This is a genomic window from Streptomyces sp. NPDC096152 (genome assembly GCF_044763235.1).
Classification (GTDB): domain Bacteria; phylum Actinomycetota; class Actinomycetes; order Streptomycetales; family Streptomycetaceae; genus Streptomyces.
Genome location: NZ_JBIWFW010000003.1, coordinates 223,125 through 242,560 on the forward strand (window position 1 = coordinate 223,125; position 19,436 = coordinate 242,560).

A 19,436-nucleotide genomic window follows, 5' to 3' on the forward strand; every position below is an offset into this window, starting at 1 on the left:
CCTGGGTGCCTTCGGGGACTCCTGGTGGCACCGCGGCACGGTCACCGCGGCAGGGCCCTCACCATCAGCCGGTTCGGGCGCAGTGTGATGCCCACCCGGGTCGCGTCGCTCGACCCGGGCACCTGCTCCAGGCGGAATTGGGTCGCCACCACCGCCGTGACAAGACTCAGCAGCGCCATCGAGAAGTGGTCGCTGGGACACTTGCGGTTGCCCACGCTGAACGGGCTCATGGCGTATTTCGGCACGTCCCTGGAGCGTTCCGGAAGCCACCGGTCGGGGTCGAACTCCAGGTTGTCGGCATACGAGCGCGGATCGCGCTGGATGGCGTACGGGCTGTACACGATGTCAGCTCCGGCCGGAATGTGATAGCCACCGAGTTCCGTGTCCGTGACCGCCCGCCGCGTCAAAATCCAGACGGCCGGCCGCAAACGCATCGTCTCGACGATGACATTGTTGGTGTGCGTGAGCCTGCGGACGTCGTCGAATCCGACCGGTCGACCACCGGTCGCGGATTCGACCTCGGCGCGGATCCGGTCCGCGTGTTCCGGGTGTTCCGCGAGCACCTGCAGCAGCCACATGATCGTGGACGCGACGGTTTCACTGCCCGGGGTGAGTATCGCGACGACCTGGTCGTGGATCTCCTGCTCCCCGATGGGCTCACCATTCTCGTCCTTCGCCTCAAGCAATGCCGTCAGCAAATCGTCCGGCTTTTGACCGGATGCACGGCGCTCGGCGACGATCTCGTCGACCAGGAGATGCAGATCGGCCAGTGCGCGGTTGAAATCGCGGTTGGCCGGCAGCGGGAGCCGGTACAACGGCCCGAGCGGGACCACCATCCGCCGGTACATGCCGCGGAAGACGGTCGCGAGCGCCCCGCACAGCCGCTCCGCGCGTTCGTCCATGTACGCGCCGCGCAGCAGGCAGCGGGCCGCGATCCGCACCGCGATGCGGAAGGACTCCGCGGTGCAGTCGATGGTCTCCCCGGCCTTCCAGCGCCGGGCCAGCGCGTGCGCCTCCTCCTCCATGACGGGCCCGTAGGCGGGGATGGCGTCGAGCCGGAAGGCGGGCTGGATGATGCGCCGCTGGCGCCGGTGCAGCGGGCCGTTGGCCGTGGCCACGCCCTCCTTGCCGAGCAGGTCCTCCAGGGACTCCCAGAGCGGGCCGGCGATGATGTAGTCGGGGCTCAGCGCCAGCGCGCCGGTGAGGGCGGGCGCGGTGACGGCGTACACGGTCTTCGGGCCGAGCCGGAGCCTGACGACGTCGCCGTGGTCGCGCAGCTGGGCCATGAAGGCCAGCGGGTCGCGGACGAGGGCGAGACCGTGGCCGAGGGCCGGTACCGCGCCACCGGCGAGGGGCGGCTCCCGCAGCGGGGACGCCGTCGTGGACGGGGCTTCGGGCGCGGGGGGCGCCGCCTCCATCGAAGCCGGGAACTCGGGGGATGACTCGACGGTCATTTCTCACCTGCCGCTTCGTTGTTGACGTACGGGGGCGTGGACCGGTCGTCCCAGCTGTCGACCATGTACCGGCCGGACTCGTGGTGGAACCAGTAGACGGAACTGAACCAGTTCCGCATATTGCCAAGACAGGCCCGCACCGCGGCACCGAGTTCCTTTCCCCGCACCGTGCCGTCCGCGAGGCCGTCGGCGAACCGTAATCCCGCCTCTTCCGCTTCGAGGAATTCCGAGATGCATTGCTCGACGCGGCGCCTGAGATCCGTGACCGCTTCTTCCAGTGTCATTCCCTCGTGCTTGACGAGACTGATTCCGAGATTATGCACCTCGTCGCCCGCGATTTCTTTGGGCAGCGAACACAGGTCGTTGTACCAGGCGGCGAATTCCTGGCTCAGCAGCGCCGGGCGCCGATATGCGGGATTCTTCCTCACGGCGTCCGGGAGTTCGACGCCCACGCCCGGCTCCAGCAGATCGGTCCATATCCAGTGCGCGAAGGTGAGCCGGCGCAGCGCCAGGTACTCCCCGACCGTCGGCACGATTCCCTCGGTGCGGTTGACGAATTCCCGGTCGTAGGCCTCGATCACCGCGTGGAAGTGCCGGCCGAAGCGGGCGTTCCACGTCGGCGGCAGGAACGAGAACAGCCGCAGCACACTGTCCGCGAAGGCCGCGACCAGGGGATCCCGGTGGTGCAGATGGTCTCCGGGTGAGTCCAGAGCCGCGTGCAGCGCGCGCCTGAGCCGCCGCCAGGAGGCCGGCCGGCCGTGCACGATGTCGCGGTCGTGACGGTCGTCCCAGACGAAGAACCACGCGCTGTAGTCCGCTATCGCCTGCAGGACCTCGTCGGGGGCACCGAGGTAGTACCCCGCCATGAGATCGGTGTAGCACAGGCTGTCGGCGTGTTCCGCCACCTTGTCCGCCGGCATGAGCCGCTTTTCGAGCAGCCAACGCCGGGTGTTCTCCTGGAGCTGGGGCCAATACGGGTGCAGTTGCCTGGGAAACGCGGCCTCGATCACCGGGAGAGCGAGCGAAGGTGGGACTGCGACCGTTGCAGAAGTCGATGTCGATGTGGTGCTGTGTGGGAAAGCTGGCACGAACAAACCCCTCTCAGCCGCCGGTGGCGCCCGCCCCTGTCGTCGTGCCCGGCGCGCGCCGTCGCGTATCCCCGCACTCCCATTCAGCACCACAACTGACCGTTCTGGGAACGGATTTGGCCCACTCGCTACCCCGCGGTGCCGAGAATATCCCCTTGTGTGTCTGAATATGAATCGACAGAAGCGCACAAAGGATCGAATGCGCGACGCACTCACGCGCGCACGCACGTACGACGCCCGGCCGACGGTGACCGGCCGGGCGTCACGGGGACAGAGCCCTTTCACCCCAACGGGTGTTTTGTATCTCAGCAGTTGACGGCCACGTCGGCCGTCGACCACCGCGTCAGTCGTTGGCCACCACGGGGTAGCGCGGCTCGTTCTCCGCCATCTGCCGCAGCGCGTCCTTGCGTTCGCGCTTGGAGAGCCGGTCGATGTAGAGGTAGCCGTAGAGGTGGTCGGTCTCGTGCTGCAGGCAGCGCGCGAAGTAGCCGGTGCCGCGCACCCGGATCGGGTTGCCCTTCTCGTCCTGCCCGGTGACCTCGGAGTAGTCCGGGCGGGCCAGCGGCGCGTAGGCGGTCGGCACCGACAGGCAGCCCTCGTTGCTGTCGTCCAGGCGGCGCCGGTCCGCGGGCAGCTCGACGAGCTTCGGGTTGCAGACGACGCCGACGTGCCGCACGCCCTCGTCGTCCGGGCAGTCGTAGACGAAGACCTTCAGGTCCACGCCGACCTGGTTGGCGGCCAGGCCCACGCCCTCGGCGGTGCGCTGGCTGGCGAACATGTCCGCGACCAGCTGCTGGAGCTCCTCGCCGAACTCGGTGACGTCCTTGCACTCCTTGTGCAGCACCGGGTTCCCGACGACCGTGATCGGCCGCGAGGTGCCGCGCTCGCGCCACGCCGTCTCGCGCTCCTCGCAGTCCTCCGTGTCGACGACGAACCCCTCGTCGTCGACGGGGAGCACGCCCGCGTGCTGCTGATCGGTGTCCTGCTGCGCCATGACCGACGTGTGCCTTCCTGCAAGCCTGGGGAATCTCTGCCAGTACAGCCTAAAGGGGTCCGCGGCCGCTCCCTGTCCGGTGGACGTGCGCTAACAGACCTCTTCGAGGTCCCGCCAGTCCCGCGAGTCCGGACTGTCGGCCACCCAGCCGTCCAGCAGCCCCCGCACCAGCGCGGCCGGCGCCGCGATCCCGCACTCGCGCTCCGGCACCCACAGCTGCCCGTCGGTGCGGTGGCCGAGCGGCCCCGGGTGCCCCGGCTCGCTGTGGTCGTGCGGGTCGAGGTGGACCCCGTCGCCCTCGTCGGACGGCATCCGTGACTCCGAGCACATCCGGCACAGCAGCCGCACGGACGACGACCAGTCCTCGGCGGCGAAGCCGGCGTCGGCGGCGAGCTGCTCCAGGGCCTCCCGGTCGGCCTCCGTGGCGGCCTCCAGGAGGACCACCCAGGTCGGCACCGGCGAGGGCGCCCACAACTCGATCTCGTCGAAGACGGGGTAGGTGTGACCGACGGCGGTGGTCCGCTCCCCGTGGGGCACGCCGTCGTGCAGCACGACCTCGCCCCAGCGCCGCCCCGAGGACGGCAGCGGGATGGACAGCACCTCGATCCGGGCCGGATCCAGCCGGCGCCCCCAGACCACCTCGGCCTCGCCCTCGGGCGACAGCCGCACCGCCGCACTGCCCAGCTCCATGCCCGCCGGCTCCTCCGCGGCGGTCGCGCCGCCGGGGACCCGGAGCCCGTACGCCTGCCAGGCGCGCCGGGCCAGCGGCCAGTCCTGCAGGGCGGTGGCGGCGATGCCCACGTTCCACCAGTCGGGCGCCCCGGTCTCCTTCTCGAGCAGCGCCACGGCCCGCAGACCCGCCGCCCTGGCCTGCTCCCAGTCGTGCCGGAACTTGTGCAGCAGGGCCAGGTTGAACCAGGACTCCGACAGCCAGGGCTCCAGATCGGCGGCGCGCGTCAGCAACGCGCCCGCGTCCTCGTACCGACCGTCGCCGATCAGGGTGAAAGCCCGGTCGGTGGCCTGCCGCCAGGAGGCGGAGGGCCGGTGCCGTCCCTTGCCGAAGATCCTCACGATTCCCGCCTGCCAGTTCCGTTCTGTGGGCTGGCTCATGCCCCCGGACACGCTCTCCTTCGCATCCAACCACGTACGGTCGGAAGGTCGCTCATTACCCATGGGTTACCCCGGGACGGGCAAGGTCAGACAGTCCCGGGCCACTACCCGGGCCAGCGCTTCGACCACTTCCGGGGCGTAGTCGCCCGCGGTGCCCAGCCGCAGCTCCTCCAGCGCCGTGAGCGGCCCGCCGGGCCCGGCGTCCCGTGCCTTCTCCTCGTAGGCGTTCACCGCCCGCACGATCCGGGCCGGCAGCGGCTGGTCCCGGCAGGGGTCCGCCTGCCGCTCCACCACGACCGCGACCGCCGCGTCCACCCCTGTCTGCCGGACGACAGCCCCGCCGAGCAGCGCGATGCGCCGCTGCTCCTCGGCGGGCAGCCCGGCGGTGGCCCCCGCGGGCACCGGGTCGACCAGGCTGAGCTGCCCGATGTCGTGCATCAGCGCCGCGTACTCCAGCACGGTCAGCTCGGGCCCGGCCAGCCCGAGGTCCCGCCCGACGGCCCGGCTGAGCGCGGCGACGCGCCGGGCGTGCCCGGCCGGGGTGTATCCGGCGACCTCGGTGGCCCGGGCCAGGGAGGCGATGGTCTGCCGGTAGGTGGTGCGCACGGCGGCGTACCGGCGCAGGGACAGCTGGGTGAGCAGAAGCGGCAGCGAGAAGACCGGCAGCGCCCACAGCCCGGCCACGGCGACAGCCAGGGCCATCACCGCGCCGGTCGCGCAGACGGCCGACCCGATCCCGAGCAGGCCCCGCAGCTCCTCCCGCAGCAGCGGACCGAACGGCCAGCCGGTACGGCCGTGCGCCAGCGCCGCGGCGAGCAGGGCGTCGCACAGCGCGCTGAGCACCAGCAGCGCGAGCAGCACCAGCGCGTACGCCGGGCCGCCCCACGCCCGCAACACTCCCACGCCGTACAGCGGTTGGAAGCAGACCGCCGTGAAGGAGACGGTGAGCGTGCGCCGCGCCAGGTGGTCGAGGGTCGGGCTGTGCCCGCGCGCGATGTGCGGAACGCTGCCGAGCAGCGAGGCGGCGAGCACGACCGCGACCACCTGGAAGGCGCCGTGGTGGGTGGGCCGGCCGGCGTCCTCGCCCAGCAGCGCGTACGACAGCGCCCCGGCGGCCCCGAGCGGCGCGGCCTCCCGGACGCCCTCGCCCGTCCACCGGGTGAGCTCCCCGAGGAGCACCAGCGCCCCGAAGGCGAGGGCGGCCCCGCGCTCGTGGAGGCCGGTGAGGAGGGTGACGGCGAGGGAGACGAGGGCGAGCAGGAAGGCGCAGCCGCGGATGGGGGCGGTCGGGGACGGACGGCTCATCGGCGCGCTTCCTGGCGGCCGGGAGCGGGCGGCGCCGGCGCCCCGGCGGGCGTGTCGTCCCCCGCCGTGACCGCCGGGTGCCAGCCGTGCCTGCCAAGGGCGCGCACCAGCGCCGTGACCATCCGCGGGTCGAACTGGGCCCCGGCGCACCGCTCCAGCTCCTCCAGCGCGGACCCGACCGGCCGGGCCCGGCGGTAGGACCGGGTGGACGTCATCGCGTCGAAGGCGTCCGCGACGGCCACCACCCGGGCGCACTCGGGGATCTGGCCGCCCGTCAGCCCGTAGGGGTAGCCGCTGCCGTCCAGCCGCTCGTGGTGGTGCAGGATCGCCGACCGGGCCTCCCCGAGGAAGGAGATCCCCCGCACCATCTCGTGCCCGTACTCGGGATGCAGTTCGATCACCCGCCGCTCCTCGGGGGTCAGCGGGCCGTCCTTGCGCAGCAGCCGGGTGGGGACGCCCAGCTTGCCCACGTCGTGCAGGATCCCGGCGAAGCGGAGCACCTCGACGCGTTCGTCGTCCATCCCGAGCTCGCGCGCGATCATCATGGAGGCCTGGCCCACCCGTTCGCTGTGCCCGCGCGTGTACCCGTCCTTGATGTCGACGGCCTGCACCAGCGCCCGGATCGTCGCCCGGTGGGCGGCCCGCTCGCGGTGGTACTGCGCGTACACCCACCAGGACACGCACATCGGCAGCAGTACGAGCAGCGCGGCGACCGGCCCGTACGGGCTGCGCCACAGCACGGCCATCATGAGCCCCGCGAGTCCGTGCACCCCGACCGGCGCCAAGGACCGCAGGAACAGCCCGCTCCAGGCCCGCCGGGCCGGTGCGGCCCCGCGCTGCCCGAGCGGGGCGGGCGCCACGCCCACCGCGAGCGCGCGCATGCAGCCGTCCAGCACGGTCAGCACCAGGCAGAACGCCAGCACGGCGGCGCCCGCGGGCAGGAGGACGTAGGGGAAGTCGGAGTGCACGACGGCGTCCCGGCCGCCGAGCCCCCAGTGCACCCGGGCGGCCGCCCAGACCGCGACGGCGAGCTGGGCCGCCCGCCAAGTCCGCCGCAGCCCCTCGGGCCGCCGGCCGGCCGGGACGAGTGCGGCGGCGGGCAGGGGGACGAACGCGGCGGCGGGCGGCGGGAGCAGGAAGGCGGCGGCGAGCAGCACCGGGTAGAAGGTGCCGCCGAACCGCCGCCGGGCGAGTTCCTCGCAGCCCGCGTACACCAGGGCGAGCAGGAGGACCGCCCACCAGGGCGTGCGCAGCAGGGGCAGCGGCAGCAGGCACAGCAGGGCCGCGAGGGCGACGCAGACGACGTACGCACGGGCTCGTGGCGGAACCGCCTCCATGACGCCCTCCCCGGTCATGCGTGTCCACGGTCAGCGAGCCTAGGACGAGCAGGGGGGCGTCCGCGGGCAGATAACCCGCGGATTAGCACGTTCGAGTGATGACGGCAGGAGCGCGGCCGCTCGGAAGGTCAGGACTCCCGGGGAGTGACGGGCGCCGTGGCCACGTCCCGCTCGGGCCCGAACTGGCCGGAGCGGATCAGGTCGAGCCGGCCCATCACCTTGGCGCGCAGGTCGGCGGGCACGTCGTCATGACCGCAGCACCGCTTGACCAGCTTCTTCACGGCCTGCTCCAGGCCGTACTTCTCCAGGCACGGCGAGCACTCCTCGAAGTGCTGCTCGAACTTCGTGCGATCGACGTCCGGCATCTCACTGTCGAGGAACTCATACAGATGATCGAGTACCTCACTGCAGTCCGTCTCGTGCGGCTCTCCGCAGCTCATGAGCCCGAGCCTTTCGCTTCGTCCGACTCTCCGGCACCGGCCGGGACCAGGCCGCGCTCGCGGGCGTAGTCCTCGAGCATGCCGCGCAGTTGCCGGCGGCCCCGGTGCAGCCGGGACATCACCGTACCGATGGGTGTCCCCATGATGTCCGCGATCTCCTTGTACGCAAAGCCCTCCACATCCGCGAGATAGACGGCGATGCGGAATTCCTCGGGGATCGCCTGGAGGGCTTCCTTCACGTCCGAGTCGGGCAGGTGGTCGAGCGCCTGCGACTCGGCGGAGCGCAGGCCGGTCGACATGTGCGACTCGGCGCGGGCGAGCTGCCAGTCCTCGATCTCCTCGGCCGCACTGCGCTGGGGCTCGCGCTGCTTCTTGCGGTAGGAGTTGATGAACGTGTTGGTCAGGATCCGGTACAGCCACGCCTTGAGGTTGGTGCCCTCGCGGAACTGGTGGAAGGACGCGTAGGCCTTGGCGTACGTCTCCTGCACCAGGTCCTCGGCGTCGGCCGGGTTGCGCGTCATGCGCAGCGCGGCCGAATACATCTGGTCGAGGAATTCGAGCGCGTCCCGCTCGAAGCGCGCACTGCGCTCCGCGGTCGACTCCGCGCCCGTGCTCTGGCCCTCGGGCAGCTCCGCCTGGCCGTTGTCGGTCCCTGCGTCGGTACCGGGAACCGGACCCACCTCCTCAAGCGATGTCGCAGGACCACCGAAAGCTGTCCCACTCGTTTCGGAGGATAGACGACGATCCGGTCCGCCCGCCGCTCGAACGGAGCCGGTCCTGGCCGCGTGCAGCACCGTCCACTCCAGGTCAGTGCGGCTGCTGCGGCTCGGGCATACGGTCGAACCCATGCGGCGGACTTCCTCTCCACGACGACGGTGCCGGTCACCAGCACTCACGTCCGCCTCAACAGCGGCCCCCGGCCCGGCATTCCCCGCCGTCATCCGAGTGACGCGCTCCACCGGGCGACGCCCTCGGTGATGATCTCCAGGGCCCGGTCCTGGGTGAGGTCCGCCCGCTTCGGCACGGCGAAGCCGTGATCGGCGTACGGCACCTCGATCAGCTCGTGGTCGCCCTCCGGGAACTCCCCGGGCTTCCCGAACGGGTCGTTGCCCCCTTGGACGACGAGGGTGGGCACCCCGGCGCCGAGCAGTTCCCCGGCCCGGGACTTCTCCGGCCTGCCGGGCGGGTGCAGCGGGAAGCTCAGGGCCAGGACGGCGCGCGCGCCGAGTTCCGTCGCGGTACGGCAGGCCACGCGCGCGCCCGCGCTGCGGCCCCCGGAGACCACCGGCAGGCCGGGCGCGGTCAGCGCGGGCCACAGGCCGCGCCAGCCGGTGTCCAGGGTCCTGGGCGCGGGGGCGAGCTTCTTCCCGGCGACCCGCCAGGGCTGCTCGACCAGCGCCACGGTCACGCCGTGCCGGGGCAGCGTCCGGGCGAGTGCCTGGAGGTCCCGCGCCTCGATGCCGCCGCCGGCGCCGTGGCCGACGGCGAGGACGAGGCGCGCCTTCCCGGCCCGGTGCCAGGTGACGCGGGCGGTCCCGGCGTCGGTCTCGACGGTCTCGACGGTCTCGTCCGTCCCGCTGCTCTCGTGGTTCACGCCGGTCGCATCGCTCACGTCAGAAGAGTGTGCCCTCCTCCGGGGCCGCCAGCTCCTTCAGCACCTCCGGCCCGTTGTTGCGGACGTTGCTGACGGCCGTGCTCACCGGGTACGCGCGCATCAGCCCCTCGGGCGGCGGGGCGAGCAGCGGACGCAGGTCGCCGGGGTCCGTCCGCGCCGGGTCCAGCCAGGCGTCCCAGCGGTCCGGCGTCAGCATCAGCGGCATCCGCGGGTGGATGCCGGCCAGGGTGCGCGGTCCCTCGGCCGGGGCCACCGCCAGCGGCGCCGTCTCCGCCTCCGTGGTGATCACCGAGCAGGTCGCCCACCAGGCCCGCGGATGGTCGTCGGGCAGCGTCCGGTCCCGCCAGAACTCGTAGAGCCCGGCCATGGCGAACACCGAGCCGTCCGCCGGGGTCACGAAGTACGGCTGCTTGCGGGGCCGCTTCCGCCTGCCCTCGACCTCCAGCTCGCGCTCCTGATCGCCGGTGACCCACTCGTAGTAGCCGTCGGCGGGCAGGATGCAGCGCCGGGCGGCGAAGGCGCGGCGGTACGACGGCTTCTCGTGCACGGTCTCCGCGCGCGCGTTGATCATCCGGGCCGCGCCCTCCGGGGTCTTCGCCCAGGACGGCACGAGACCCCACCTCAGCCTGCGCAGCTGCCGAACCGGGCGCCCGTCGCCCGCGTCCTTCAGTGGGCGGTCCAGGACCACGTGGACCTCCTTGGTCGGAGCCACGTTGTAATCGGGCGCGAAGGTCTCCTCCGCCTCCCTCCCCCGGGTTTCCGACTCCGTTCGAACAGGGGGTACCCCCACCTCGGCCCCGAAGACGCCTGCGAGATCCTCGGGTCGGCGACTCGCTGCATACCGTCCGCACATGCGTGCCACACTGCCAGACTCCGTTCCACGACAGGGAGCCACCGGGAAACATGGACAGCACCGCCTCGATAGCGCTGCCCGACCTCTGGGACCGCCTGGTCGGCATCCAGCCCGACCCCGACCTGTGGGTGGTGATCGCCACCGTGGTCGCCGCGCTCGCCATGGTCGTCCCGCACACCCTGTGGCGCGTCTCCCGCAACGCGATCACCATCGCCCACGAGGGCGGCCACGGGCTCGTGGCACTGCTCACCGGCCGCACCCTCACCGGCATACGCCTGCACTCCGACACCAGCGGCCTCACGGTCAGCCGCGGCAAACCGCACGGCATCGGGATGATCCTCACCGCCGCCGCCGGCTACACCGCTCCCCCGCTGCTCGGCCTCGGCGGCGCCGCCCTGCTGTCCGCCGGGCACATCACGCTGCTGCTGTGGCTGGCCACGGCGCTGCTGGTGGCGATGCTGGTGATGATCCGCAACGCCTACGGGGCGCTGACCGTGCTCGTGACCGGCGGCACCTTCGTGCTGGTGTCGTGGCTGGCCGGGCCGCAGGTGCAGGCCGCGTTCGCCTACGCGGTGGTGTGGTTCCTGCTGCTCGGCGGGGTGCGCCCGGCCTTCGAGCTCCAGGCCAAGCGGGCCCGCGGGGGCGCCGGGGACTCGGACGCGGACCAGCTCTCGCGGCTGACGAACGTGCCGGCCGCCCTGTGGCTGTTCCTCTTCCACGCCGTGTCGCTGTGCTCCCTGATCGGCGGCGGCCGCTGGCTGCTGGAGGGATGAGGGAGCACGGAGGGAGGGGGACGGAAGCGCGGGCGGAGGAGCGAGGGCGCGCGGACGGGGCCTCCGGGCCGTAGGTGCCGGTGGTGGTCGTGCGGGCTGAGGGAGCGCGAAGGTGTCCATGGCGCATATGTGCGCGGCATGTTCCACGCCGGTGCTTCGCCGCGGTTTCGGCGCCTTTGCTCAGGATTTGCGGCCGCCGCCAGCCACTAAAGTGGGGACCATGGCCGTTAACCCCGCACACACCGCCCTCTGGCCCGCCCCGCACGCGAGCGGAGCCGTCGACGCGACGGTCCACGTGCCCGGGTCCAAATCGGTCACCAACCGCGCCCTGGTGCTCGCCGCGCTCGCCTCGGAGCCCGGCTGGCTGCGCCGCCCGCTGCGTTCCCGCGACACCCTGCTGATGGCCGGCGCCCTGCGCGCGATGGGCGTCGGCATCGAGGAGACGGTGTCCTCCAGCTCCTCCGGCGGCGGCTCCGGCGAGGCGTGGCGGGTCATCCCCGCGGGCCTGCACGGTCCGGCCACGGTCGACGTCGGCAACGCCGGCACGGTGATGCGCTTCCTGCCCCCGGTCGCCGCCCTGGCCGACGGCCCGATCCGCTTCGACGGCGACCCCCGGTCCTACGAGCGCCCCCTGCACGGCGTCATCGACGCGCTGCGCGTGCTCGGCGCCCGGATCGACGACGACGGCCGCGGCGCCCTGCCGCTGACGGTGCACGGCAGCGGTGCGCTGGACGGCGGCCCGGTGGAGATCGACGCCTCATCCTCGTCCCAGTTCGTCAGCGCCCTGCTGCTGTCGGGCCCGCGCTTCAACCAGGGCGTCGAGGTCCGCCACGTCGGCTCGGCACTGCCGTCGATGCCGCACATCCGGATGACCGTCGACATGCTGCGCGCGGTCGGCGCGCAGGTGGACACCCCGGAGTCGGGCGGCGAGCCGAACGTCTGGCGGGTCACGCCCGGCGCCCTGCTCGGCCGTGACCTGACCGTCGAGCCGGACCTGTCGAACGCGCAGCCGTTCCTGGCGGCGGCCCTGGTGACCGGCGGCAAGGTCGTCATCCCGGACTGGCCGGCCCGGACGACCCAGCCGGGCGACCGGCTGCGGCAGATCTTCACCGAGATGGGCGGTTCCTGCGAACTGACCGAGTACGGCCTGCGGTTCACCGGCTCGGGCGCGATCCACGGCATCGACGTGGACCTGAGCGAGGTCGGCGAGCTGACCCCGGGCATCGCGGCCGTCGCCGCCCTCGCGGACTCGCCCTCGACGCTGCGGGGCGTGGCCCACCTGCGGCTGCACGAGACCGACCGGCTGGCCGCGCTGACCAAGGAGATCAACGAGCTCGGCGGTGACGTGACGGAGACCGCCGACGGACTGCACATCCGCCCGCGCCGCCTGCACGGCGGCATCTTCCACACCTACGAGGACCACCGCATGGCGACGGCCGGCGCGATCATCGGCCTGGCCGTCGAGGGCGTGCAGATCGAGAACGTGGCGACGACGGCGAAGACCCTGCCGGACTTCCCCGAGCTGTGGACCGGGATGCTCGGGGCATAGGGACACCGCCATGCGCCGCTACGGCAAGCACACCGACGAGGACGACATCCGGACCCGCCCGAACCGCAAGGGCAACCGGCCCCGTACCCACATCCGCCCCAAGCACGAGGACGCCGCCGGGGGCATGGTCCTCACCGTCGACCGGGGCCGGCTGACCTGCCTGGTCGAGGGCCGCACGATCGTCGCGATGAAGGCCCGCGAGCTGGGCCGCAAGGCGGCGGTCGTGGGCGACCGGGTCGCCCTCGTCGGCGATCTGTCCGGCACGAAGGACACCCTGGCGCGCATCGTCCGCATCGAGGAGCGGTCCTCCGTCCTGCGCCGCACGGCGGACGACGACGACCCCTACGAGCGCGTGGTCGTCGCCAACGCCGACCAGCTCGCCATCGTCACCGCCCTCGCCGACCCCGAGCCCCGCCCGCGGCTGATCGACCGCTGCCTGGTGGCGGCTTACGACGGCGGCCTGACCCCCCTGCTGGTCATGACCAAGTCGGACCTCGCCCCGCCGGACAAGCTCCTGGAGCTGTACGGGGACCTCGACATCCCGTACGTCGTCACCAGCCGCGAGGAGCTGGAGAACGGCGACGCGGCCGCCCGGGCGCGCGAGCATCTGGACGGCAAGGTCACCGCTTTCGTCGGCCACTCCGGCGTCGGCAAGACGACCCTGGTCAACGCGCTGGTGCCGGAGGACCGGCGGCGTCTGACGGGAGTGGTGAACGCGGTGACGGGCCGGGGCCGGCACACCACCACCTCGGCGCTGGCGCTGCCGCTGTCCGGGGACGGGGGCTGGGTCGTCGACACCCCGGGCGTCCGGTCCTTCGGTCTCGCCCACATCGACCCGTCCCGGGTCATCCACGCCTTCCCCGACCTGGAGCCGGGCACCGAGGGCTGTCCGCGGGCGTGCAGTCACGACGAGCAGGACTGCGCGCTGGACGGATGGGTCGCCGAGGGCCACGCGGACCCCGCCCGCCTGTACTCGCTGCGCCGGCTGCTGGCCACCCGGGAGCGCAAGGAAGGCGACTGACCTCCGGGTGGTTTGTGAGGTCCACGGCTTGGCAAGTGCATAATCGCACGGAGCCCGATCCGGGCCGAACCCCGGCGGAACACGACGAAGCGGTCGACGACGCGGTCACGGAACGCTGACGTACGGGAGGACAGCCATGGCGTGGCTGCTGGTCATCGTGGCCGGGTTGCTGGAGACCGGCTTCGCCGTGTGCCTGAAGCTGTCCCACGGCTTCACCAGACTCTGGCCGACCATCGCCTTCGCCAGTTTCGCCCTGGGCAGCTTCGGTCTGCTCACCCTCTCCCTGAAGAAGCTGGACGTGGGTCCCGCCTACGCGGTGTGGACCGGCATCGGCGCGGCGGGCACCGCGATCTACGGCATGGTCTTCCTCGGTGACCTGGTGTCGACGCTGAAGATCGTCTCGATCAGCCTGGTCATCATCGGCGTGATCGGCCTCCAGCTGTCCGGTTCCGCGCACTGAGCGAGCCCGGAGGGGCTTCCGGGCGGGTGCGGGACAGGTGCGGGGTGGCCCGGAGCGGGTTCACAGCGGGTGCCGGTGCAGGGTGGCGGTCACCAGTTCGGCGATCCCCTCGCCGGGCGGGGCGGCCACACACGACAGCGCGAGCCGCACCACCAACTCGCAGGTACGGCTGAGCTCGACGGTGTCCGCCTGGGACACGGCGGCCGGGGGCGGGGCGCCGGGGCCGTGCTGGACGGTGGGAGCGGGTGGGGTGCCCGGCCCGTGCGGGACCGCGGGGGCGGGCGGGGCGCCTGGGCCGTACTGGACGGTCTGTCGGGGCAGGGTGACCGGTTTGGGCTGGGCGGCGGCGCCGGGGTCGGGCGGGACGGTCCGAGCACTGGCACCAGGGTCGGGCGGGACGGTCTGACCGGGCAGCGCGCCCGGGTCGAGCTGGGCCGTCACGCCGGGCAGGGCGCCGGCGCCGGACGGAGCAGCGGGGCCGCTCCGGGCGGCCGGTCCGGAGGGGGCGGCCTGGCCGGGCACGGCCGACGGCGCCGACAGGACCGCCACCGCCCGGTCGCGGACGATCGCCACGAGGTCGGCGGGTGACGGCAGCGGCCCGTCGGCCCGGCGCTGCGCCGGCACCGCGGAGGACGAGGGCACGGCCGACAGCGTCGGGGACGGCAGCCGCTCGCTCCAGCAGCCGGTGAGCATGGCCCGGACCAGCGCGTTCCCCCGGGCGGCCGACGCGGTCCACTCGGCGACGCCCGTGAGCCGCTCCCGGGGGCCGGCGTGGGCGGCGAGCACGCGCTCGACCCCGGCGAGGAAGCCGTCCGCCTCCCTGCGCACCAGCGCCCGCGCGAGGCCCTCCTTGCTGCCGAACTCGTTGTAGAGCGTCTGCCGGGAGACTCCGGCCGCCGCGGCCACGTCGACCATCCGCACGGCGGCCCACGGACGGCACGCCAGCGCCGTATGGGCGGCGTCCAACAGGGAATCCCGCGCTGCAGGCATCATCGCCTCCCCGGGGCGAGCGACTCTGCGCCCAGATTTGACGCGCTCGACAGCACTGTCAAGAGGGCGCGAGAGCCTCCGGGGGCGCCCGCCGGCCGACGGTGTGCGCGGGCGGCCCCGCCCGGTGTGGCCCGGCCCCGACCCCGGCAGATACGGTTCGTTGCATGCCCGACTACCTCGACGACCTGCGTCTGGCCCACGTCCTCGCGGACACCGCCGACGCCGCGACCATGGCCCGCTTCAAGGCCCTCGACCTCAAGGTGGAGACCAAGCCGGACATGACTCCGGTGAGCGAGGCGGACAAGGCGGCGGAGGAACTCATCCGCGGCCAGCTGCAACGCGCCCGCCCCCGCGACGCGGTCCTCGGCGAGGAGTACGGCATCGAGGGCACCGGCCCGCGCCGCTGGGTCGTCGACCCGATCGACGGCACCAAGAACTACGTCCGCGGTGTGCCGGTCTGGGCCACGCTGATCTCCCTGATGGAGGCCGGGGAGAGCGGCTACCAGCCCGTCGTGGGCGTCGTCTCCGCCCCCGCCCTCGGCCGCCGCTGGTGGGCCGCCAAGGGGCACGGCGCATTCAGTGGCCGAAGTCTGTCGCAGGCGTCCCGTCTGCGGGTGTCCCGCGTCGGGAAGCTGGCCGACGCCTCCTTCGCGTACTCCTCGCTCAGCGGCTGGGAGGAGCAGGGCCGGCTCGACGGCTTCCTGGACCTGACCCGCCAGGTGTGGCGCACGCGCGCGTACGGCGACTTCTGGCCGTACATGATGGTCGCCGAGGGCTCGGTCGACCTCTGCGCCGAACCCGAGCTGTCCCTGTGGGACATGGCCGCGACCGCGGTCGTCGTCACGGAGGCCGGCGGCACCTTCACCGGTCTCGACGGCCGGCCGGGTCCGCACAGCGGCAACGCGGCCGCGTCCAACGGCCTGCTGCACGACGACCTGCTGGCGTATCTCAACCGGCGCCCCTGAGAAGCGCGGGACTGGGCCCCGCGCCCCCAACCGGCCGCGTGCGCCCTCTTGTTGACTCCCGCTTTGCCTGCGACTCTGAGAGTTCCCCCACTTGTGAACTTGTGAATCCGCGAACTAGCGGCGTCCCCGCCGTTCCGTCGCGGGTTCCGGTAGGAGGTGGCTCCAGTCCATGCTCGTCCGTGACGCCATGAGCACGGTGGTCCTCACCGTCGGCCCCGCACACACCCTCCGCCAGGCAGCCGCCCTGATGTCCGCACGCCGTGTGGGCGCGGCCGTGGTGCTCGACCCCGACGCCGGCGGCGTCGGCATCCTCACCGAACGCGACATCCTCAACTCCGTCGGCCGGGGCCAGAACCCGGACACGGAGCGCGCCCATGCCCACACCACCACCGACGTCGTCTTCGCCACCCCGTCCTGGTCCCTGGAGGAGGCGGCCCGCGCCATGGCGCACGGCGGCTTCCGTCATCTCGTCGTCCTCGACGGCGGGGAACCGGCGGGGATCGTCTCGGTCCGCGACATCATCCGCTGCTGGGCACCCGGGCGACAGCCCGCGGCCACGGCGGCCGGGTCACTGACCGGCTGAACCCGCGCGAGCGGGCCGGCGCCCCTCGGAGAGGGGCTCCGGCCCGCCGCCCCGGCGCGCGGACATCACTCCCACAATGGATCGTGTCTAAGTCAAGCCGAGCTCCAAGTTCACACTCGTTCGGAACCTGGCCTTACCGGCTGTTAGGCTGGTTTCCATGAGCGACCTTCTGGAACGGCTGCGCGGACGCGGATGGCGGATGACCGCGCAGCGACGTGTCGTGGCCGAGGTCCTCGACGGCGAACACGTCCATCTGACGGCCGACGAGGTCCATGCGCGTGCCGTCGCCAAGCTGCCCGAGATCTCCCGGGCGACCGTCTACAACACGCTGGGTGAGCTGGTCTCCCTCGGCGAGGTGCTGGAGGTCGCCACGGACCGGCGGGCCAAGCGGTACGACCCCAACGCGCACCGCCCGCACCAGCACCTGGTCTGCGCCGGCTGCGGCGCGATCCGGGACGTCCACCCGGTCGGCAACCCGCTGGCGGACCTCCCCGACTCGGAGCGCTTCGGCTTCACGGTCTCGGACGTCGAGGTCACGTACCGCGGTCTGTGCCCGACCTGTGCGGCGGCCTGACCAGGGATTTCCGCTGATCGCCCCTTCTCGCTGAACCCCGGCGTCCTCTGGATGCCGGGGTTCTCGCTGTGCCCGGGGAAGAGAACACGCTAAGAAGCCGGGCGGACACGAAAACACCGAGGGCCGGAATCCTTGATCGGACTCCGGCCCTCGGCCTTCAGTAGCGGGGACAGGATTTGAACCTGCGACCTCTGGGTTATGAGCCCAGCGAGCTACCGAGCTGCTCCACCCCGCGTCGACAGGTGAAACACTACGTGATCGCCGGGCGCGGAGGCAAATCGCTTCCGCGAGGGGGCGGCGGGGACCGGCCGGGCGGGGTGACTGGGGCCGGGCCGCGCCGGTCGGCGGGGACCGACGGATCCCCGCCGGCCCCGGCAGCGCCTAGGCGGACAGCTCCTCGCGCAGCGCGTCCCGCAGCCGCGCCGCCCGCGCCCCGACCTCCGCCGGCCCGAGCGACACGGCCCGGTCGGCCCACCGCTGCCCCTCGGCCAGCTCTCCCCGGCGCGCGTAGACCAGGGCCAGCCGCAGCGCCGCCCGCCCGTGTCCCGCCTCGGCCGCCCGCGTCCACCACACGGCCGCCTCCGGCTCGCTCCCCTCCCGGGCCAGCAGCAGCCCCAGGTTGAAGGCGCCGTTGCGCGACCCGGCCTCCGCGGCCTCCCGGTACCACCGGGCCGCCTCGACCACGTCCCCCCGGGCCGCGGCCAGCATCCCGACCCGGACCTGGGCCCGGCGGTGCCCCTGGGAGGCCGCCCGCTCGTACCACTCCTCGCACTCGGTCTTCTCGTGCACCGCCGGCTCGCCGAGCTCGTGCGCGGGCGCCGGCGGGCGCCGCGCGTCGAGCAGGGCCGCCAGCCGGTACGCCGCCTCCGCGCTCCCGCCGCCGGCCGCGCACCGCAGATGCCGCTCGGCCTCCGGCTCGTCCCCGTCGCGCAACCGGGCCATCCCCACCTGCAGCGCGGCCTCCGTGTGCCCGGCCGCCGCGGCACGCTCGTACCAGCGCAGCGCCTCGGCGTCGGCGCCCCGCCCGGCGTAGAGGATGCCGAGGTTGAACGCGGCGTCCACGCTGCCCGCCTCCGCGGCCTTGGAGAACCACGGCTCGGCGCCGGCGGTGTCCCCGCCCTGCAGCAGGAGGATCGCCAGCGCGTTCGCCGCCTCCCGGTGCCCGGCGTAGGCCGCCCGCCGGTACCACTGCTCGGCCTGCGCGGTCCGCGTCTGCTCGGCGCAGAGCAGCCCGAGGTTGTAGGCGCCGTTCACGTCGCCCGCGTCCATCGCCGCGCGGTACCAGCGCTCGGCGGTCTGCGTCTCGCCGCGCTCGGCGTGCAGGGCGCCCAGCGCGTTCGCCGCGTTGCCGTCGCCGTCCTGGGCGGCCCTCAGCCACCACACCGCGGCACTCTCGGTGTCGCCGGCGTCCCGCAGCAGGAAGCCGAGCGCGCAGGCGGCCCGTGCCTCCCCGTCCTTGGCGGACGTCAAATACCAGCGTCCGGCCTCCTTGAGGTCGCCCCGCTTCTCCAGGATCGCCCCGAGGTGCAGGGCGGCCCGCCGGTGACCGCGCGCGGCGGCCTGCCGGTACCACTGCTCGGCCTCCTCCGCCGGCCCGACACCGTTGTCACCGTCGGGGTCCTGCGCGGCCTTGCGGTCCACGGCCCGCGCCAGCCGGTACGCCGCCTCCCGGTGCCCCCGCTCGGCGGCGAGCCGCATCCAGCGCTCGGCCGCCGCGTCCCCGCGGTGCTCCAGCAGATCGGCGAGCGCGTACGCGCCCAGCGCGTGCCCCTGCTCGGCGGACTGGCGCAGCCAGTACTCGGCGGCGGGCTCGTTGCCGCGCTCGCGGTGGTGCCGCCCGAGCGCGTGCGCGGCCGCCGCGGACCCGGCGACGGCGGCGATCCGCCACCACCCGGCGGCCTCGTCCGCGTATCCGCGCTGGTGCAGCAGGACTCCCAGGTTGTTGGCGGCGGCGCGGTCGCCCGCGGCGGTGGCGGCACGCAGGTGGGGCTCGGCTCCGTCGAGGTCGCCGCTGCGCAGCAGCATGGCCCCGAGGACACTCATCGCCTCCACGTCGCCGGCCTCGGCGGCGAGCCGACGGCGTACCTCCTCGGCGGCCTCGTCGGCGGCCTGCCCGGTCTCGTCCCGGGTCTCGCCTCCGATCTCATCGGGATCGGAGGCCTGCACAAATCGCCCTGTCTCGAACAGAGTTGCCTTGTCCCCCATAACGTCCATCGTCGCACCACCTGCAACCTGGGTACACCTGGTATACCGCAGCCAGTGAGGTCACTTCAGCGTTTTGTCGACATGCCCACAGAGAGACAAGTCAAACACAGATCGCCCAAC

General features: G+C 73.0%; 18 protein-coding genes, 1 tRNA gene and 1 pseudogene. 7 read left to right on the top strand and 13 right to left on the bottom strand.

Going from position 1 to position 19,436, the window contains the following annotated elements; all coding sequences use genetic code 11:
• Positions 1 to 41: 41 nt before the first annotated feature.
• The 10 genes from ACIQ9G_RS11230 to ACIQ9G_RS11275 form a co-directional block, all read right to left on the bottom strand.
• Entirely contained in the window at positions 42 to 1,454 is a 1,413-nt protein-coding gene (locus ACIQ9G_RS11230; protein WP_403608235.1) for a cytochrome P450, read from the bottom strand.
• Positions 1,451 to 2,542: an epi-isozizaene synthase gene (gene cyc1, locus ACIQ9G_RS11235; RefSeq protein ID WP_403608236.1), complete on the bottom strand. Its 1,092-nt coding sequence runs from the start codon at positions 2,540 to 2,542 to the stop codon at positions 1,451 to 1,453. Before cyc1 ends, ACIQ9G_RS11230 begins: the two co-directional genes overlap by 4 nt.
• 343 nt (positions 2,543 to 2,885) lie before the next feature.
• On the bottom strand, positions 2,886 to 3,536 hold the full coding sequence (gene def / locus ACIQ9G_RS11240; RefSeq protein WP_403608237.1) for a peptide deformylase: 651 nt from the start codon (positions 3,534 to 3,536) through the stop codon (positions 2,886 to 2,888).
• 90 nt (positions 3,537 to 3,626) lie between these two features.
• Complete coding sequence (locus tag ACIQ9G_RS11245; protein WP_392191212.1) at positions 3,627 to 4,607, bottom strand: tetratricopeptide repeat protein; 981 nt, start codon at positions 4,605 to 4,607, stop codon at positions 3,627 to 3,629.
• 105 nt (positions 4,608 to 4,712) lie between these two features.
• Positions 4,713 to 5,951 (bottom strand): HD-GYP domain-containing protein, encoded by a 1,239-nt coding sequence (locus tag ACIQ9G_RS11250; RefSeq protein WP_403608238.1) that lies wholly within the window; start codon positions 5,949 to 5,951, stop codon positions 4,713 to 4,715.
• Positions 5,948 to 7,288, bottom strand: a complete 1,341-nt coding sequence (locus ACIQ9G_RS11255) for an HD-GYP domain-containing protein (protein WP_403608801.1) — start codon at positions 7,286 to 7,288, stop codon at positions 5,948 to 5,950. The genes ACIQ9G_RS11250 and ACIQ9G_RS11255 overlap by 4 nt, the downstream gene beginning before the upstream one ends.
• Positions 7,289 to 7,416: 128 nt before the next feature.
• A complete protein-coding gene (gene rsrA, locus ACIQ9G_RS11260; RefSeq protein ID WP_403608239.1) occupies positions 7,417 to 7,728 on the bottom strand; it encodes a mycothiol system anti-sigma-R factor in 312 nt (103 codons plus the stop codon).
• Positions 7,725 to 8,408, bottom strand: a complete 684-nt coding sequence (sigR, locus tag ACIQ9G_RS11265) for an RNA polymerase sigma factor SigR (protein WP_403608240.1) — start codon at positions 8,406 to 8,408, stop codon at positions 7,725 to 7,727. Before sigR ends, rsrA begins: the two co-directional genes overlap by 4 nt.
• A 257-nt stretch (positions 8,409 to 8,665) precedes the next feature.
• Positions 8,666 to 9,340 carry an alpha/beta family hydrolase gene (locus ACIQ9G_RS11270; protein ID WP_403608241.1) on the bottom strand — a complete coding sequence of 225 codons (675 nt, stop codon included), beginning with the start codon at positions 9,338 to 9,340 and terminating at the stop codon, positions 8,666 to 8,668.
• A 1-nt stretch (position 9,341) separates the two neighbouring features.
• Positions 9,342 to 10,196 carry an SOS response-associated peptidase gene (locus ACIQ9G_RS11275; protein ID WP_403608242.1) on the bottom strand — a complete coding sequence of 285 codons (855 nt, stop codon included), beginning with the start codon at positions 10,194 to 10,196 and terminating at the stop codon, positions 9,342 to 9,344.
• A gap of 50 nt (positions 10,197 to 10,246) precedes the next feature.
• Here ACIQ9G_RS11275 and ACIQ9G_RS11280 point away from each other — a divergent pair, with 50 nt between their 5' ends.
• The 4 genes from ACIQ9G_RS11280 (at position 10,247) to ACIQ9G_RS11295 (ending at position 13,999) form a co-directional block, all read left to right on the top strand.
• Entirely contained in the window at positions 10,247 to 10,969 is a 723-nt protein-coding gene (locus ACIQ9G_RS11280) for a M50 family metallopeptidase (protein ID WP_403608243.1), read from the top strand.
• A 220-nt stretch (positions 10,970 to 11,189) separates the two neighbouring features.
• On the top strand, positions 11,190 to 12,518 hold the full coding sequence (aroA, locus tag ACIQ9G_RS11285; RefSeq protein WP_403608244.1) for a 3-phosphoshikimate 1-carboxyvinyltransferase: 1,329 nt from the start codon (positions 11,190 to 11,192) through the stop codon (positions 12,516 to 12,518).
• Positions 12,519 to 12,528: 10 nt separating this feature from the next.
• A complete protein-coding gene (gene rsgA, locus ACIQ9G_RS11290) occupies positions 12,529 to 13,539 on the top strand; it encodes a ribosome small subunit-dependent GTPase A (RefSeq protein WP_403608245.1) in 1,011 nt (336 codons plus the stop codon).
• 136 nt (positions 13,540 to 13,675) lie between these two features.
• A complete protein-coding gene (locus ACIQ9G_RS11295) occupies positions 13,676 to 13,999 on the top strand; it encodes a DMT family transporter (protein WP_403608246.1) in 324 nt (107 codons plus the stop codon).
• Positions 14,000 to 14,526: 527 nt separating this feature from the next.
• Here the strand turns inward: ACIQ9G_RS11295 and ACIQ9G_RS11300 are convergent.
• Positions 14,527 to 14,992 (bottom strand): annotated as a pseudogene (locus ACIQ9G_RS11300) (TetR/AcrR family transcriptional regulator); the annotation flags it as partial.
• Between the two features lie 161 nt (positions 14,993 to 15,153).
• On the opposite strand from ACIQ9G_RS11300, the gene hisN reads away from it, so the two are divergent.
• The 3 genes from hisN (at position 15,154) to ACIQ9G_RS11315 (ending at position 17,111) form a co-directional block, all read left to right on the top strand.
• A complete protein-coding gene (gene hisN, locus ACIQ9G_RS11305) occupies positions 15,154 to 15,954 on the top strand; it encodes a histidinol-phosphatase (RefSeq protein WP_403608247.1) in 801 nt (266 codons plus the stop codon).
• Positions 15,955 to 16,123: 169 nt separating this feature from the next.
• Positions 16,124 to 16,537: a CBS domain-containing protein gene (locus ACIQ9G_RS11310; RefSeq protein WP_356185954.1), complete on the top strand. Its 414-nt coding sequence runs from the start codon at positions 16,124 to 16,126 to the stop codon at positions 16,535 to 16,537.
• A 157-nt stretch (positions 16,538 to 16,694) separates the two neighbouring features.
• Positions 16,695 to 17,111 carry a Fur family transcriptional regulator gene (locus ACIQ9G_RS11315; protein WP_356185951.1) on the top strand — a complete coding sequence of 139 codons (417 nt, stop codon included), beginning with the start codon at positions 16,695 to 16,697 and terminating at the stop codon, positions 17,109 to 17,111.
• A gap of 161 nt (positions 17,112 to 17,272) precedes the next feature.
• On the opposite strand, the gene ACIQ9G_RS11320 is transcribed toward ACIQ9G_RS11315, so the two are convergent.
• Both ACIQ9G_RS11320 and ACIQ9G_RS11325 read right to left on the bottom strand, forming a co-directional pair.
• Positions 17,273 to 17,346 (bottom strand) — tRNA-Met (locus ACIQ9G_RS11320).
• Between the two features lie 146 nt (positions 17,347 to 17,492).
• Positions 17,493 to 19,325: a sel1 repeat family protein gene (locus tag ACIQ9G_RS11325; RefSeq protein WP_403608248.1), complete on the bottom strand. Its 1,833-nt coding sequence runs from the start codon at positions 19,323 to 19,325 to the stop codon at positions 17,493 to 17,495.
• Between the last annotated feature and the right edge of the window lie 111 nt (positions 19,326 to 19,436).